Annotated in this window: 14 protein-coding genes and 2 pseudogenes; 14 read left to right on the top strand and 2 right to left on the bottom strand. The window is 36.3% G+C overall.

The window, feature by feature from the left end; all coding sequences use genetic code 11:
• Window positions 1-688: Uma2 family endonuclease (locus tag AC4II3_RS15415; RefSeq protein ID WP_490722837.1), on the top strand; the 688-nt coding region annotated here is incomplete at its 5' end.
• A gap of 187 nt (window positions 689-875) precedes the next feature.
• Here the strand turns inward: AC4II3_RS15415 and AC4II3_RS15410 are convergent.
• Window positions 876-1145: a transposase family protein gene (locus AC4II3_RS15410; RefSeq protein ID WP_488016157.1), complete on the bottom strand. Its 270-nt coding sequence runs from the start codon at window positions 1143-1145 to the stop codon at window positions 876-878.
• Window positions 1146-1240: 95 nt separating this feature from the next.
• Between AC4II3_RS15410 and AC4II3_RS15405 the strand changes: the two genes are divergently transcribed.
• The 13 genes and pseudogenes from AC4II3_RS15405 (at window position 1241) to AC4II3_RS15345 (ending at window position 16350) form a co-directional block, all read left to right on the top strand.
• A complete protein-coding gene (locus AC4II3_RS15405; protein WP_488016159.1) occupies window positions 1241-2038 on the top strand; it encodes an FkbM family methyltransferase in 798 nt (265 codons plus the stop codon).
• 457 nt (window positions 2039-2495) lie between these two features.
• A complete protein-coding gene (locus AC4II3_RS15400) occupies window positions 2496-2702 on the top strand; it encodes a transposase (RefSeq protein ID WP_488016165.1) in 207 nt (68 codons plus the stop codon).
• A gap of 409 nt (window positions 2703-3111) precedes the next feature.
• Window positions 3112-3903 carry a DUF268 domain-containing protein gene (locus AC4II3_RS15395; protein ID WP_488016161.1) on the top strand — a complete coding sequence of 264 codons (792 nt, stop codon included), beginning with the start codon at window positions 3112-3114 and terminating at the stop codon, window positions 3901-3903.
• Window positions 3904-4359: 456 nt separating this feature from the next.
• The gene (locus tag AC4II3_RS15390) at window positions 4360-5271 is read left to right on the top strand and encodes an alpha-1,2-fucosyltransferase (RefSeq protein WP_488029266.1); all 912 of its coding nucleotides are present in this window, start codon (window positions 4360-4362) and stop codon (window positions 5269-5271) included.
• A 146-nt stretch (window positions 5272-5417) separates the two neighbouring features.
• Window positions 5418-7253: an ABC transporter ATP-binding protein gene (locus AC4II3_RS15385; protein WP_488029265.1), complete on the top strand. Its 1836-nt coding sequence runs from the start codon at window positions 5418-5420 to the stop codon at window positions 7251-7253.
• 109 nt (window positions 7254-7362) lie between these two features.
• A complete protein-coding gene (locus AC4II3_RS15380) occupies window positions 7363-8415 on the top strand; it encodes a class I SAM-dependent methyltransferase (RefSeq protein WP_488007520.1) in 1053 nt (350 codons plus the stop codon).
• Window positions 8416-8812: 397 nt separating this feature from the next.
• A complete protein-coding gene (locus AC4II3_RS15375) occupies window positions 8813-9484 on the top strand; it encodes an acylneuraminate cytidylyltransferase family protein (RefSeq protein ID WP_488007518.1) in 672 nt (223 codons plus the stop codon).
• 23 nt (window positions 9485-9507) lie between these two features.
• Window positions 9508-10695 carry a glycosyltransferase family 61 protein gene (locus AC4II3_RS15370; protein ID WP_488007516.1) on the top strand — a complete coding sequence of 396 codons (1188 nt, stop codon included), beginning with the start codon at window positions 9508-9510 and terminating at the stop codon, window positions 10693-10695.
• A 92-nt stretch (window positions 10696-10787) separates the two neighbouring features.
• Complete coding sequence (locus AC4II3_RS15365; protein ID WP_488007514.1) at window positions 10788-11450, top strand: TylF/MycF/NovP-related O-methyltransferase; 663 nt, start codon at window positions 10788-10790, stop codon at window positions 11448-11450.
• 22 nt (window positions 11451-11472) lie between these two features.
• Complete coding sequence (locus AC4II3_RS15360) at window positions 11473-13719, top strand: N-acetylneuraminate synthase family protein (RefSeq protein ID WP_488007512.1); 2247 nt, start codon at window positions 11473-11475, stop codon at window positions 13717-13719.
• A 33-nt stretch (window positions 13720-13752) separates the two neighbouring features.
• The gene (locus AC4II3_RS15355; protein ID WP_488007510.1) at window positions 13753-14649 is read left to right on the top strand and encodes a 6-hydroxymethylpterin diphosphokinase MptE-like protein; all 897 of its coding nucleotides are present in this window, start codon (window positions 13753-13755) and stop codon (window positions 14647-14649) included.
• Window positions 14650-15066: 417 nt separating this feature from the next.
• A pseudogene (locus AC4II3_RS15350) lies at window positions 15067-15261 on the top strand (DapH/DapD/GlmU-related protein); the annotation flags it as partial.
• Window positions 15262-15447: 186 nt separating this feature from the next.
• Complete coding sequence (locus AC4II3_RS15345; RefSeq protein WP_488007508.1) at window positions 15448-16350, top strand: hypothetical protein; 903 nt, start codon at window positions 15448-15450, stop codon at window positions 16348-16350.
• A 30-nt stretch (window positions 16351-16380) separates the two neighbouring features.
• On the opposite strand, the pseudogene AC4II3_RS15340 reads toward AC4II3_RS15345, so the two are convergent.
• Window positions 16381-16632: pseudogene (locus tag AC4II3_RS15340) on the bottom strand (transposase); the annotation flags it as partial.
• Between the last annotated feature and the right edge of the window lie 195 nt (window positions 16633-16827).

Below are 16827 nucleotides of genomic sequence, written 5' to 3'. Positions count from 1 at the left end.
CACCCCACACCCCACACCCCACACCCCACACCCTGTTCCCTGTTCCCTTTGCCATATGTTGCCCACAATCACTCCAACCACTATTGATCTAGCTCCTGGAACTCAATTGCGGTTTCCAGGAACTTGGGAAGACTATGAGCAGCTTTTGGTAAAGCTTGGTGACCGGGCTAGTATTCGCATGCGATTTCGAGATAATCAGATTTTGCTCATGGCTCCTTTTCCTGAACATGGTAACCAAGCTGATATATTGGCTGACTTAGTTAAAGCACTGCTACAACATCAAGGAAGAGATTGGCAGGGCTTTGATCCGATTACCCTTCGGAAAGCTGGGATGCCTGGAGTGGAGCCAGATGCTTGTTTCTACATCGAAAATTATCAAGCAATTTTAGGAAAGCGAAGACTAGACTTGAGCCAAGATCCACCTCCAGACCTCGCCCTAGAAATTGACCTGACTTCCATTACTGATATTAACGACTACATTCCCCTAGCTGTTCCAGAAGTTTGGATTTACAAAGCCGACACAATTCATATCTATCGATTTGAAAGCGATCGCTATTTAGAGGTTCAAACCAGCCACATTTTTCCAAATTTCCCGGTCAAAGAGACAATTCCCCAATACATTAATAGGGCTTGGCAGTTTGGTTCTAGTGTGGCTTTGCGAGAATTTGTTGGAATTCTTGGAGAATAAGGGAATTTATACCAAATCCTGTTCCCATAACCCCCTTATCCAAACAGCTATAGATTGATCGAATAAAACGATTTAGTCGATTTTTTATAAAGGGGGTGTGGCAAGCGGATTTGGTATTAGAAGTAGCAAATCTCTGATAAATAGTCTGCTCGTATCGTTTAGTATGGCGACGATGTGAGGCCACAAATTATAAATTTTCTGTGGAATAATGTCCACAATGTTGACAGTAAAATTGTCGGCGAGGAATTTTCAAGTATGTGGCTTTACCTGAGATGGGTAAATCGCGAATCAAGATAGGTCTATTTTGATGGTTTTTATCAGTATATTTATGATAATCTTGAAAAGAAATTTTAGGATTTAAACAGCATAAATTAAGATAGACATAATCGTCTACATAACGACAGATTTCTACCGTAACCTTGGGTAAATTTATCAGAGTATCTAGATGAATATTCATGAACTGATTACCCAAAAAATGTAATAAATATTACGTTATATACCAAAAACCCAAGAGACCCTTTTAACGTTAGCCATTCAAGGAAAAAAAGTTACATGTCAATGCTAAAAAGTACTTTAATCAAAGTATCAGGGAGCCGCTTCATTCAAAATTTATTGAAAAAAAATGTGAGTATTTCACAATACTTAATGGGAATAGGCTCTGGTGCCGGAGTCTTATCCAGTGGTGAACAAGCTATATTTCATGTTCTCAAAAATAGACTAAAACCACCATATTGCATTTTTGATGTTGGTTCAAATAAAGGGCAATTCCTTAAGCTCATTCTTGAGAATATTGCAGTCGATGACTTATCAATTTACTGCTTTGAACCTGGTCACGAAACTTTTAAAATTCTTATTGATTCTTCCAAAGAAGATAAACGCATTAAACTGAATAATATTGGTATAGGTAAAGAAAAAGGTGAGGCAGTATTACACTATGATAATGTCGGTTCAGGTCTTGCCTCTCTTACAAAAAGAAAGCTGGAACACTTTAGTATCGATTTTAGCAAAGCAGAAAATATAGAAATCAATACGATTGATAACTACTGTTCAGAAAATGGGATAAGCCACATTAATCTATTAAAGATTGATATTGAAGGGCATGAACTCGATGCACTCGCTGGCGCAAAAAAAATGTTTGCAGCCAAGTGTATCGACATCGTTACTTTTGAATTTGGTGGATGCAATATAGACACACGAACATTTTTCCAAGACTTTTGGTATTTTTTTAGTGAAATCAATTTTAAAATCTTTAGGATTACTCCTTCAGGATACTTGTATCCTATCGGATCATACCAAGAAATTGATGAGCAATTTAGGACAACGAACTTTATAGCCGTATCAAATGCCTAACTCTGTGCTGAACTGGAAGCTCAGTCTTAAGCGACATTGCTTTAGTTTATCTATTTCCTTCGTGCCAGGGAGCTTTGTCTTTAAGCCCTCTACTTAGTAGGTGGGCGTAATTAAGTGTAAACTATAAAAGTAGTTAAAAAAATACAGAACGGATAATGCCAGCTCAATTAAAAATCCGTCTAAGTGAGTTATAAATCCAAGAGTTATTAGAGTTAAAACATGATAGTAATTGTCCAAAAAGAACTAGAAAAAGAGTAGAAGTTATCTGCTTGAATGCTAAAGGATGGACCTAGCAGGGCGACAAAGGGGATTGAAAACTAGACAGGGCAAGCTCAATAGCACGTTTGCCCTGATTGTAATGGAAAATCCAACGACGATTAATTTACAAAAGTTCAGACAAATTTTGTTGGCACAATTGCTGTAGTCTGTGAAAGCTACCCTACCAGTGTTAGGGAAGATGCATGAACTTAAAGAAAAGCTTCGATTAATCTTTGAGTCAACGCAAAATTGGGCTTTGGGTTTATTAAAATTAGCAGATTGGTTGTCAGTAGCATACCGGTATTTTCCTAAAAGTAAAAAGACGATCATTAGGTGGATAGGTGAAATGATTGCTTGTTTTGATAACCGGACGACAAATGCTGTCATCCAGAGTAAACGTATCTAATTTGGTATAAATAGTAACAGACCAAACAATGATTAACTCAATTTTTCGTGAAATTCGAATAAATCCCATCCTAAAGCAGTTTTTTTTGTTCACAGTTAACATTCCGCTGACTTCAAACAAGAATCAAATTTAGATTACGTACGAAATAATAATGTAGAGTAATCTCAAATCTACCAAGGATAACACAGCCAAGAATTGAGAATAAGTTTAGCTTATTGAGAATAAACAGGGTAATTCTAGATTTTTGATACTATTGTTTACTTTTTAACTGTAAATATTGATAAAAATTTAGATGCGTTTACCCTGAAGTTTATGTTATTCTTCATTAGCTAATGACTGGCTATTATTCTATGCCTCTAAATTCTACCAAAATTAGAACAATTCATTTCTACTTTAGATACTAACTCGAATGAAACTACGAGCTACAATCATTAAACTTCATTGGCTGCTAAGGCAGTTCGGATTAGACCCGCGCCTTTTTCTGCTTTCCTTGCGCGCTATCTTATGGTTTTTGAGGGATTGGTGGCGGTTTCGCAAGGGCTATTTTGGCAAATTAACGCTGATGCCCTGCTTACACGACCGGTTCCAGGAAGGCGGGAGTACCAAGAGTGAGTATTTCTGGCAGGACCTCTTGGTAGCGCGATGGATTTTTGAGGCTAAGCCGCAGCGGCATGTGGATGTCGGCTCGCGTTTAGACGGCTTTGTTGCTCATGTGGCCAGTTTTCGTGAAATTGAAGTGTTCGATGTGCGCCCCATCACTACCCATATTTCAGGGGTTGTCTTCAAACAGGCAGACTTAATGCAGCCGGTGGCAACGGATTCTGCGGGCGAGTGTTGTGACTCCCTCTCCTGTTTACATGCACTCGAACACTTCGGGCTAGGTCGCTATGGGGATCCTATTGATCCAAAAGGGTATGAGCGGGGTATTGCCAATATGGCGCACCTCCTCAAACCAGGTGGGCGATTTTACCTTTCTACCCCGATCGGGCAGGAACGTGTGGAATTCAATGCCAATCATGTTTTTGAACCAGGCACGATAATTCGTTGCGCTGAGGCTAATAGGTTGCAGTTGCAGGAACTAACAATTATCGGTAGAGGTGGCGCGGTGAGCCAAGTGCAACCAAATAAGCAAACTCTAATGGAACTGGCACAAGCTGATTATAACCTTGGTATTTTCACTTTTATCAAAACCAGTCAATAATTAAAAATTAAAATTATCATGTTCACGAAAAATATAAACGAACTCAACCGCCAAGCCTGGCACTAAATAGGGGAGCAGGTCAATTTTGTAATAACACTTGAACTACAAACCCTCGAACTATAGTGTTTTCAGGGCTTCAGTAGCAGTTATCAGTCATTTTAGTACATTTGTTATGCAAATTTGACATGCTCCCCCAAATAATCAAACGAGCCAGCATGGACACGAGGTATATGCTAAAGATTTTAAAAGCCTCTATTCCCTAACAGTCTAACTTATCTGGGGCATAATTTTTCGCCACTGTACCCTGATTCCCTATTCCCTGCTCCCTATCGTTTATTACAGCGATCTTTCCAAGAAGATGGAAGCCCATTATCCCAACTGGCAAATTACCCGAGATTTAAACCCCATATTCTCTGAAATTTTTGAAGCTTGGATTGAGCGAAACTCTTTAACGCTATGAAATTGTGTAATACAAAGCCCAAATTGATTGTTCAACTAATGGGTGGTCTTGGGAATCAGATGTTTCAATATGCTACTGCTCGTTCTATTGCAGAACGAAATGATATGCAGTTGGTGCTTGACACCTGGTCTGGATTCGTGAGGGATTTTCAATACAACCGGCATTATGAACTTGGTGCTTTCCCCATTAATGCACGAGAAGCTACACAGATAGAACGACTGCCATTTTGGATTGATCGTTTCTCTAGCAAGCTTAGAAAAGTTACGCCTAGGGAAATAAATAAACATTGGTACGGTGTATTTATTAATGAGACTCAAAACGAGTTTTTGCCAAAAATTTTTGAGCATCAAAGTGAGGCATCTTGCTGGATGATAGGGTATTGGCAGAGTGGGAAATATTTCGCCGAGCATGAATCATTGATTAAGCAAGAACTGTCACCACCCATTCCTTCTGACCCACATTTCTTTGAACTTGGTAACAGGATACGGAGTGTCAATTCTGTCGCACTAGGGCTGCGGTTGTATGAGGAAATTAAAAACCCAGCAATAAATGTAGCTAATCCTCACATAAAGTTAGTTGAATCAATCAATCAGGCAATTTCAGCCATGACTGATAAGCAGCCATCCTGCCATTTTTTCATCTTCTGCACCCATAGATCGCCTGTTCTAGACCAATTGGACTTGAAAGGTGATGTGACTTTTGTCACTGGCGATGATGGCTATGAAGGAACCCTGCAAACATTTTGGCTGCTGACGCAGTGTCGCCATCATATCATCACGAATAGCTCCTATTACTGGTGGGGTACATGGCTTAGCAGTAATCATTATGCTCCCGAGGAACAAGTGGTGTTTGCAGCTAACAAGTTTGTTAACAAAGATTCTATTTTGCCGCAGTGGAATCTATTTTGATGTAAGCATTCAGCCTGGTTGACTGACAAAACATTTCAGATCGACTACTCAATAAGCTGCGTAGCAGCTTACCCTGTGCCCTATTCCCTATTCCCTTTACTCATCAATTATAGATTTACATTTAAAATAAAAACCCGATAGTAATTGTGACAAAACTGAAAAAACTTATTCCTAATTTCCGATCGCCAGCCTATCGTCTGGTCGAGGAAACAGCCCGGAAAAACTGGTGGCTGATTGGGATTAACCTGGTTACTAATCTAATCAGTGCCGTCCTAGAGGGCAGCACCCTAGGTGTTATTTATCTAGCCATTGGTTACCTAACCGGGACTGATGACCCTGGAACAGACACAGCAACTAATCCAAGAATAGCTCAAACCCTTGCTAAGATTCTGCCTTTGCCACCAGAGCAAATGTTTTTAGTATTAATCTTTGGGGCAGTGGTGCTGCAAATTGGCTTAAGTGTCAGTAACTATATCAATAAGGTATCGGCAGCTTACCTATCGGCCAAAGCACAGCCCTATGTGACGGGGAAAGTGTTTGAACGGATTATGACCTTTAGCTATGGCTGTGTCAGCCGCTATAAGGTCGGTGACCTAGTATTTTTTGCCAATGATGCAGCTTTGGCAGTGGATCTGCAGATCACATACTTCAACGGTCTGTTGATGGGTCTGTCATTCTCCTTAGTTTACCTGGTTATTATCGTGCGCCTATCCCCAATGTTGGCAGGGGCGGCAACAGTACTGATTCTGGCGGTGTCTTATGTGCAGTACAAGCTAATTCCCCGATTAAGACGAGTGGTAAAGCGGGTGACGGCAAGCCAGGTCGAGTCGGTTAAGTATATTACTCAGAGCATCCAAGCCTTGAGGTTGTTGCATACCTTTGGTACCCAGCCACATACACTAACGGGGGCAAATCAGCTATTAGGTAAAATCGAGAAACAACTAAAAAAGCGGGCAGTGGTCTTTTTCCTGCCGGAGCCAATTTTAGAGACCTTGCCTATGGTAGCTCTGGGAATTTTGGCGGGTTCCGCAGTACTATTTGAAGGGGGTACGGCGACAATCCTACCCCTGTTGTTGACCTTTTTGCTGGCCTTGCAACGGTTATCGGGGCGGTTGAAAGGAACTTCAACCGCGATTACATTTCTTGTGGATAACAGCGCCCGGATGGTACGGTTAGAGACGATTTTAGACCAGCGGGATAAGGTATTTGAGCACTCGGGCACGGAGCCGTTTACTGGGCTAAGGGAAGATATTGAGTTTAAGTCTGTCAGCCTTTCCTATAGTAACGATGATAATTTTGCCCTCAAGAATCTCACCTTTACTCTGCCTCGAAAGAAAGTAACTGCCTTAGTCGGGGAGTCGGGGGCAGGTAAGTCTTCGATTGTGGATTTGTTCATCGGGCTGTATCAACCAACGGCAGGACATATTCTAGTCAATGGCCGTCCTCTAGCAGACTATCGCTTGGAAGATTGGCGACGGGATATTGGGGTGGTCAGTCAAGATACGTTTATTTTTAATGACAGTATTTTAGAGAATTTGCGTTACGGTCGTCCGTCAGCAACCTTAGATGAGGTGGTGGAAGCCGCTAAAGCAGCCCAAGCCCACACCTTTATTTTAGCGTTGCCTGATGGATACGAAACGGTGGTGGGTGAGCGGGGCTATAAACTCTCGGGTGGACAGCGGCAACGATTAGCTCTGGCACGGGCATTAATTAAGGAGCCAGAGATTTTAATTTTGGATGAAGCGACCAGTGCCTTAGATAGTGAATCAGAGAAGTTGATTCAGCAGGCATTGGAACAGTTCCAGAAGGAACGAACAGTGATTGTGATCGCCCACCGACTTTCGACCATTGCTGAGGCTGATCAGATTTTGGTGCTAGAGCGGGGAGAGGTTGTGGAGCATGGTACCCATAAGTCGCTTCTGCATAAAGGTGAGCGTTATGCCCGCTATTGGAAGTTGCAAAGTAGCCAGGTTGCAGCTTAAGGGAGTAGCTCTAGAAAGGTTATGAGATATTTTATCATAGGTAACTTTGGGACTCTAAAAGAGGGTTCTCGACACTCGGGATTATTTTGATTATCCACTCCTTGGAACTATGCCTAAAACATCTAGTCATTCTAAAATGAAGATAATTAATACACTAAACAAAATTTTACTTCGTAGGTTCTTTCTTTGTGATAGTCCACAGGTAAAACTTAGTGAAATTCAACATAATTCTCTTGTTGAATTTCAAAGAAAAGTTAATAAAAAAATATATACATTTGAGAATGTTTCTTGCCTATGTGGTGATTCAGAAGGTATTTGTTTAACTGAGCGCGATCGCTATTGTTTGTCAGTGTCAACATACTTGTGTAAATCATGCGGGATACTGCGGACAAGTCCAAGATTAGATGAGTCGAGTTTATCAAAATTTTACGATCAAGACTACCGTTCTATTTATGTTGGCAATTCTCAAGTGCCAGATCAGTTTTTTGAGGAACAAGAAATTCATGGCAGATTAATTATGGATTTCCTAAAGCCAAATCTCAAGTTCAATGAAAATCTAACAATATTTGATGTAGGTTGTGGAGCAGGGGGAACACTAACTCCTTTTAAAAAGGTAGGATGTAAGGTATTTGGTTGTGATTTAGGAAGTCAATATTTGAATCGTGGCAAAAGCATAGGTCTCACTCTAGAACATGGAGATATAAAATCTTTAGATAAATATGGAAAAGCCGATCTTATAATTCTTAGCCATGTTCTAGAACATTTTTCAAATCCTCTTCAAGAACTTGAGAAGATATATAATTCAATCACTGATCAAGGATATCTATATATTGAGGTTCCTGGTATATTTAAAATTCATAAAACTTATGTTAATCCATTATTGTTTTTTCAAAATGCACATCTTTATCACTTCTCATTATCAAGTTTAAGTTTTATTTTACAAAAAGTTGGTTTTGAATTAGTTAAAGGAGATAACAATATTAGAGCATTATATAGAAAAAACAACAATAGCAAGAGCAATTTTTCTATATCTAGATTGCAAAAAGAATGGTACTATATATTAGTATATATTTATTTAACAGAACTTAGATATTCACTAGGTTTGTTTTATTTTGACCCTAGTTATATCCGCTATTTGATATCAAAAAAATTTAGAAAATAATAAGATCATTAGGTTGGCTTAATTATCCGTAAAATAGCGATTGAGATTTAAAATAATGAAAATTACTTTAATAAAGACTTTCAGCTTCATTTTTGTATTTTACTTGTTAACTATTTTGGCATAAATAGTTAACAATATTAATTGACATTTTGTGATTTTTATTATTTAATAATAGTCATAATAAAACAGGCTCTTCCGTACTTGTTATGCTAAATTTACACGTTGGCAAAGGGAGCAGGGAGCAGTGAAAAGAGACAGTATTTATAAAATTTTGTTAATTAAATAGCATCAAAACCTTTGTAGAGTAAGCTTTATGAGTTTTTTAACTTGAAATTTAGCATACCAGGTACTGAGTAAAAAAAAACAAGATAATAATATTAATTCAAAGAATTTTATTGTGGAAATACTAGCAATAATACCTGCTCGTGGTGGTTCTAAAGGCGTTCCACGCAAGAATGTACGCCAATTAGGAGATAAACCTTTAATTGCTCATTCAATTTTAGATGCTAAAGAATCTAAACTAATTGATAAAATTTATGTTTCCACAGACGACGCAGAAATTGCAGAAGTTTCCAGGAATTATGGAGCCGAAATCATTCGCCGTCCTGACCACTTAGCTGGAGATAAAGCTTCATCAGAATCTGCTCTTATTCACGCGGCTTACGAAATTGAAAAAAACGGTATTTATCCAGACTTAATTGTATTTTTACAATGTACTTCTCCGATTAGAACAGGTGCACATATTGACAATGCTATTAACAAAATTCAGAGGGAAAATGCCGATTCTTTATTATCAGTTTCTCCTTCCCACAAATTTTTTTGGGAAGAAGTTAATGGAGTAGCTAAATCAATTAATTATGACTATCGCTACCGTCCGCGTCGTCAGGATATGAATCCACAATATGTAGAAAATGGATCAATTTACATTTTTAAACCATGGGTTATCAAAGAATTTAGTAATCGTTTGGGTGGAAAAATATCTCTGTTTTTAATGAGCGAAACAGAAGCTTTGGAAATAGATTCTAAAACGGATTTTAAAATTTTAGAGTCTATTTTAAATCAATCTTAAGACTTATTTTTTACAAGTAATTTATGATTATAAAATTTCAAGTTTTAGTCAAAAATCTCTTGGTTAATATCAGTAAAATTTTGGCTATTTTTATTAGAAAATTACCTGTGAGTTCTGAGTTTATTGGTCCACCTAAAGGATTGCATGAATCAGCAAAAAAATTTATATTAAATTCTGATTTTGAGGTATATCCAGCTCATATAATTCACTCCTCAAAGCCCGAAACTATAGATGAAATCGTTCATTGGAAATTTCGTACTAATTACAAGCGTCAAGCACCTCCATTATTCACTGCAATTGTTCCTGGTGGTCGAGTTTGGGGTTCTATGGGTGCGATCATTACTCAAGACGATAAACTACTAGGAGAGGTATCCCAATTTGTGGGAGGAAGATTAAGCGATCATCCAGCTTTATTTCAAGTAAGACTACCATCTGTTTCAAGATTAAATGGAAAAGTCGCTGTTTTATCAACATCCGGTGGGGAAGGATATTTTCACTGGATGATGCAGGTTTTACCCCGCATTGGTATTTTGAATAGTTGTAAAACTTTCAACGAAAAAATAGACTATTTCATTGTTAATAGTCAAGCCTTACCCTTTCAGAAAGAAACCTTAAGATATTTAAATATTCCTGAAGAAAAGCTTGTCGATAGTAATCGTTATCCTCATATTAAAGCAGATCAGCTAATTGTTCCATCAGTTCCGCAACAACTTCCTAAATTTTGTGTTGATTTTATTAGGAAAAGTTTCCTAGATAATCCACTAGTTAATCAGGCTATTAGTCTAAAAAATTTATCTTCTCGAATTTACATCTCTCGGAGTCAAGCTAGTCGTCGTCGAATTACAAATGAAAATAAACTAATTAGTCTCCTGAAATCTTTAAATTTTACTATGTTAACTTTAGAATCCATGTCTATAGCTGAGCAAGTAAAATTATTTTCAGTAGCAGAGATTATTGTAGCTCCTCATGGAGCTGGGTTAACTAATCTTGCATTTTGCAACGAAGGGACTAAAGTTATAGAAATATTTTCTCCAAATTATATTAATATTTGCTATTATGCTATGTCAAATCATTTAGGTCTGTCATATTATTATTTAATAGGAGAGGGTAATGCTCCTGCTGAGTATGTAGATCCTCATCAAGGCGATAGTGATATTTATGTTGATGTGGAAAAGCTGAAACAAATTCTGAAAATTGCTGATATAATATAAATGTAATGCTTGCTAAGTATTATTTATTCAAGCTTAAATAGTTAAGCAAATAAAAAATTACTGACGAATACAAATTTATAAAGTACAATAAAATGATTAATTTACCTGACTTTAGTCATGCTTTTGACTACGAAAATAACTTTTATTTATCCTGCGATCCAACAAGAATAGGTAAACTATTAGCACACTACGAATTGTATAAAATGGTTCGAAATGTGCCTGGTGCAATAGTGGAATGTGGAGTTTTCAAAGGTACTTCTTTAGTTAGATTTGCAAGCTTTAGGGATTTATTTGGTAATCCATACTCGAAAAAAATAATTGGTTTTGATACTTTTGGTACATTTCCCGAAACCCAATTTGATCAAGACAAATATCCCAGACATAAATTTATAAAAAATGCTGGAGAAGAAAGTATTTCAAAAGAGCAGTTATTAAGTGTTTTAGATAATAAAAAAATTGAAAAAAATGTAGAACTTATAGAAGGAGATATTCTACAGACTGTACCTGATTACTTAGAGCAGCATCCAGAATTAAAAATATCTTTACTAAATCTAGATACGGATATATATGAACCAGCAGTTGTAATTTTAGAACGTCTTTTTCCAAGAATTGTAACGGGAGGAGTTTTAATCTTAGATGACTATGGAGTTTTTCCTGGTGAAACTAAGGCTGTTGATGAGTATTTTGCTAGCCAAAATATAAAAATTCAAAAATTTCCCTTCTGTATGACTCCTTGCTACGTAGTTAAACAATAAATTTAGGATTTATTTTAAATACATGCTAATTGACAAAAATATTGCTAAATATATTGTTTTTACTGAAGACAGTATCATCAACGCACTGAAAAAAATTAGCGACAATAAAAGTCGGGTTATTTTCTCCGTTACTGAATCGGGTATTATTGAAGGTATATTAACTGATGGTGATTTTCGACGGTGGTTGGTAAATCAAAATACTATTCAATTAAACCAACCTGTTTATAATATTACCAATAAAAACTTCAAATTTGCTTATTTTCAAGACGAACTAGAAAAGATTCAGTCCTACTTTTCTGAAAAAATCGAATTTGTTCCTCTGGTAGATAAAAATCACCACTTAGTTGCTATTGCTAGAAAGCGACCTGGTGTTATTCAAATTGGTGATTTTACCATTGATGGGGAATCACAAGCATTCATAATTGCAGAAATTGGTAACAACCACAACGGTAGTTTAGAATTAGCAAAAAAACTGATTGACTTAGCAGTAGAAGCAGGGGCTGATTGTGCTAAATTTCAGATGCGGAGTATGAAAGCTCTCTACCGTAACGCTGGTAATGCTAATGATGCTAGTGAAGATTTAGGTTCCCAATACACTTTAGATTTACTTTCTCGGTTCCAACTCAGTCCGGAGGAAATGTTTGCTGCTTTTGACTACTGCAAACAACGTCATATTTTACCACTGTGTACTCCCTGGGATTTGGAAAGTCTAGCATTCTTAGAAGAATATGGAATGCAAGCCTATAAAGTAGCTTCGGCTGATTTGACAAATCATGACTTACTCGCAGCACTGGCTAAGACTGGGAAGCCATTAATTTGCTCCACTGGTATGTCAACGGAAGTGGAAATTACTGAAGCCGTAAATTTGTTGCAGCGCTTGGGTGCTATCTACGTGCTGCTCCACTGTAATTCTACCTATCCCGCTCCCTTCAAGGACGTAAATCTGAATTATTTAGAACGCCTCAAAGAAATTGGTGATCGCCCAGTTGGTTATTCGGGTCACGAACGTGATATAAACATAGCAATTGCAGCAGTTGCTAAAGGTGCAAAGGTAATTGAAAAACACTTTACCGTTGATAAATCAATGGAAGGTAACGACCACAAAGTAAGCTTGTTACCACAAGAGTTTAAAGCAATGGTGCGGGGTATTCGTCAAGTCGAAGAGGCTTTGGGTAATGCAAAAGAACGTAGACTCAGCCAAGGAGAACTCATCAATCGCGAGACTTTAGCTAAAAGTTTAGTAATAAACTGCGACCTGGAAGCAGGACAAGTTATTACAGCCGAAATGATTGAAGTCAAAAGTCCTGGTAAAGGTTTGCAGCCAAACCGCAAAACTGAACTTATTGGACAATTAACCAAAAGACCATTTAAAGCGGGTGACTTTTTCTTCCCTAGCGACTTAAAACGAGAGCAAATTCAAGCCCGTGATTATAAGTTTAAGCGTCCTTGGGGTATTCCTGTTCGCTACCATGATTTCAAGAATATCTTGGCAAAAACAAATCCAGACTTACTAGAGTTTCACCTCAGCTACAAGGATTTAGAGCAAGATATTTATCAATACTTTGACCAACCACTAGATTTGGATGTAGTAGTTCATAGCCCAGAATTATTTGCTGGAGATCATGTGTTAGACTTATGCTCCCAGGATGATAAGTACCGTCAGCATTCTATCCGAGAACTGCAACGAGTCATTGATATTACCCGCGCCCTTAAACCTTTCTTTAAACGCGCAACTCAACCTTGTATCGTCACCAATGTAGGTGGTTTTACCGTAGACGCACCATTGCATCCATCTCAACGGAGTGAATTATACGAACTACTGCTTAAAAGTTTATCTCAACTTGATGCAGAAGGTGTTGAAATAATTCCTCAAACTATGCCTCCCTTTCCCTGGCATTTTGGTGGTCAACGTTATCATAACTTATTTGTCGATCCCAAAGATACCGCTGAGTTTTGTCATAAATATGGCTATCGAGTTTGTTTAGATATTTCTCACTCTAAACTTGCTTGTAATAATCACAAATGGTCATTCAAAGAGTTTATTGATCAAGTTGGACCATTAACATCTCATTTACACATTGCTGATGCAGAAGGGGTAGACGGTGAAGGATTGCACATTGGCGAAGGTGATATTGATTTTCCTGCATTAGCAGATAATTTAGAAAAAACAGCGCCAAAGGCTTCATTTATTCCAGAAATTTGGCAAGGACATAAGAATGAGGGTGAGGGTTTTTGGGTTGGGCTTGAGCGCTTAGAAAATATTTTCTAATTACATCCTAAATTAATTAATTTATCAGTATCTATGAGTATTAAAAATCATTTAAAACCAGTTGCTTATTGGACGTTACCTCCAGGGATTAAAAATACTATACTAGAAATATACCAAAACATAATTATAAGAAAAACCGATCCATATCTAACTGAAATAAAATCTCTTGCTAAAAAAAATTCTTTATTTAAGAATAAACATCATGGTGAGCGTTGTTTTATTTTAGCTACAGGGCCATCTATAACAGAACAAGATCTTAGTTTGTTAAAAGGGGAGCTGTGTATTGCTGTTAGTAGTTTTTTTATGCATAAAGATATCAAAAAAATTAATCCACAATATCATGTAATACCTCCAAATCACCCCCCTTTTACATTTGATAAATATTACCATTATTTTAAGGGATTTAATAACTATTATTCAGATGAAATGATTTATTTTTTTGGATACAGACCTTATAAATTTTCTGTATTAAACTTCCTCAAACAATATCCCGAAGAAAAAATAAAAAATATCTATTTTTTGAATTATTGTTTGAGCAAACAATTAAATAAAATTAACTATAAACAATCTAATATTTGGGATATATGTAAATGTCCGTTTGGAGTCAGAACTGTAATCTATACTGCTATTCAGATAGCATTTTATATGGGTTGCAAGCAAATCTACTTACTCGGATGTGACCATGATTATTTAAATAATACCAGTCAAATTACTAATCGTCATTTCTACAAAGATGAAGATACTGTAAGTGATGTAGAACATTTAAAAGGAGTCACACAAGAGCGTTGGTTTCAAGGGTATTATCATCTTTGGCTTGAATATAGATTGATGAGAGAATACTTAAATTTAAATGGTTGTCAAATTTATAATGCTACAAAGGGTGGAATGCTAGATGTTTTTCCTAGAGTCGAGTTTGCCAATATTTTTTAATTAAATAAACGCCAATAAAGCTAATTAAAATCTATAAAAATGAATTAAAAATGTTTTTTTTTTATGACTATGCTATATTTAATATATTTTTTGCCAAGTATGTTGCCTATAGTCAGGAATTAGACGAGATAAACCTTTCAAAGAGAATGCTTATATCAATTATTATGTTCAACTTTGTCTGTCCCACTGCTAAAGTTGACAATCTGTGTAGCAAACCTCAGCAAATTTAAGTTGAATAAAATTTAGTTTTAATAGGATAATTGCTTGTTTTTTATAATGTATAAAAAATATTAATACTAAAAAAAAATACTTAGAAAAAGGTTCTATGATTTGGTGATTTGAATCGGTTTAAATAGGTAATATAGTCTTGATTTAACATATTTTATTTTTTTTTATAGTGGTCATCCCAAAGAAAATAATGTAGATATTATTTCGTCTCCTATCCTGATTGAGGATGATGTGTGGATTGGGTTTAACTCAATAGTTTTGAAACGGGTAAAAATTGGCAAAGGTGCAATTATTGCAGCGGGATCGGTTGTGACTAAAGATGTTCCAGCGTTTTCAATTGTTACTGGTAATCCGGAAAAAGTTGTTAAAAAATTAGAAAGATAACCTTACTTTGGCAAAGGGAGCAGGGGGAAGAGGCAGTATTCAGAAAATTTGATTAGTTAAATAGCCTCATAACCCTTACACAGTCAGATTTTTGAGTTTTTTTAACTGGAAATTTAGCATAGCAGGTACTGAAGAACCGATTTTATTTGGAAATAATTAGCTGTAATATTTCACTAATAAATAGACATGAATGCTTTCAATAAACTTAAATCAAAACTTATTTTTTTAAAAAAAATATTTAATCAAATTCTTTCAATACAAACTAAATTAGCCAAAATTCAACAAGCTTTAGGTAGAATAGAATCTCGTCAATTGGAATACCTAGATAAATTAAACTTGATAGATAACGAATTTCGAGTCTTTTCACAATGGGGAGAAGATGGCATCATTCAGATGCTGCTAAGACATATTGAAATCCCTAATAAAATATTTATCGAGTTCGGAGTTGAAAATTATACAGAATCTAATACAAAATTTCTTCTTGTCAATGATAATTGGGCGGGCTTAGTTATTGATGGAAGTTCTGAAAATATATGCTCTATTAAGAAAGATACCATATATTGGCAGCATAATTTAAAAGCTGTTCATGCCTTCATTGATCAAGATAATATTAATAATATTATTGCTGAAAATGGCATAAAAGGAGAAATAGGAATTCTGTCAATTGATATTGATGGTAATGATTATTGGGTATGGCAAGCTATTGAGGTTGTCAACCCAGCCATAGTGATTATTGAATATAACTCTAAATTTGGGAAAGACAAAGCTGTCACAATTCCTTATGATCCATCCTTTGTGCGTTCTGAAGCTCATTATTCTATGCTGTATGTTGGAGCTTCTCTAAAAGCGCTTTATAAATTGGGTAAAACCAAAGGATATGCATTTGTGGGCTCTAATAGTGCTGGGAATAATGCTTTTTTTGTCCGTCGAGATTTAAAACCAAGTTGTATTAAGGAACTGACTGTAGAAGAAGGATATATAGCAAGTCAGTTTCGTGAATCTCGTGATGAACAAGGAAATTTATCTTATCTTACTTGGGATGAAGTACAGCAAATATTATTTTCTTTGCCTTTGGTTGATGTTGAGTAAAACCAAATAAATATATTTCATTAAATAGCGTTAATAAAAATGTATAAAATCCCCGTCTATAAACCCAGCCTGACTGGTAACGAAAAAAAGCACGTAATTTTGGAGCCATGTTTTTGAAACTCCAACTGATCGTGCAATGCCAGCCAAAGATATTTTTTCAAGCAAGAGGTCATCTATTATCTTTTTTTTCGACAAGGGTATCGGCTTTTTCGTCGGATTTTTTATAAACTGCTTCTTACAGTTTTTACAGAGGTATTTTTGCTTTTTATTATGAGTGCTTCCATGTCTTCATGCATCGCTTTTTAACTGTTCGCTCACAGTTGCAGTAAGGGCAATTAGGTCGCGTTATTAAATCTGAGACTGTATTCATTTTTATGATGGTGTATTGATCACTTTATAAAACTTTTTTAATAAAAAAAAATTAGCACTTTTCTAAGGATTATTTAATTAGTATTTCTTATTAATTAGATAAGTCTC

This window comes from Moorena sp., assembly GCF_982860115.1.
This window is presented reverse-complemented; position numbering and strand designations above follow the sequence as displayed.

What these genes read in the sequence shown, in the direction of transcription:
- AC4II3_RS15355 (WP_488007510.1), top strand. Translation starts at nt 13,753, where the DNA reads ATGAGTATTAAAAATCATTTAAAACCAGTTGCTTATTGGACGTTACCT.
- AC4II3_RS15360 (WP_488007512.1), top strand. Translation starts at nt 11,473, where the DNA reads ATGCTAATTGACAAAAATATTGCTAAATATATTGTTTTTACTGAAGAC.
- AC4II3_RS15395 (WP_488016161.1), top strand. Translation starts at nt 3,112, where the DNA reads ATGAAACTACGAGCTACAATCATTAAACTTCATTGGCTGCTAAGGCAG.
- AC4II3_RS15390 (WP_488029266.1), top strand. Translation starts at nt 4,360, where the DNA reads ATGAAATTGTGTAATACAAAGCCCAAATTGATTGTTCAACTAATGGGT.
- AC4II3_RS15370 (WP_488007516.1), top strand. Translation starts at nt 9,508, where the DNA reads ATGATTATAAAATTTCAAGTTTTAGTCAAAAATCTCTTGGTTAATATC.
- AC4II3_RS15400 (WP_488016165.1), top strand. Translation starts at nt 2,496, where the DNA reads ATGCATGAACTTAAAGAAAAGCTTCGATTAATCTTTGAGTCAACGCAA.
- AC4II3_RS15365 (WP_488007514.1), top strand. Translation starts at nt 10,788, where the DNA reads ATGATTAATTTACCTGACTTTAGTCATGCTTTTGACTACGAAAATAAC.
- AC4II3_RS15380 (WP_488007520.1), top strand. Translation starts at nt 7,363, where the DNA reads ATGCCTAAAACATCTAGTCATTCTAAAATGAAGATAATTAATACACTA.
- AC4II3_RS15410 (WP_488016157.1), bottom strand. Translation starts at nt 1,145, where the DNA reads ATGAATATTCATCTAGATACTCTGATAAATTTACCCAAGGTTACGGTA.
- AC4II3_RS15345 (WP_488007508.1), top strand. Translation starts at nt 15,448, where the DNA reads ATGAATGCTTTCAATAAACTTAAATCAAAACTTATTTTTTTAAAAAAA.
- AC4II3_RS15405 (WP_488016159.1), top strand. Translation starts at nt 1,241, where the DNA reads ATGTCAATGCTAAAAAGTACTTTAATCAAAGTATCAGGGAGCCGCTTC.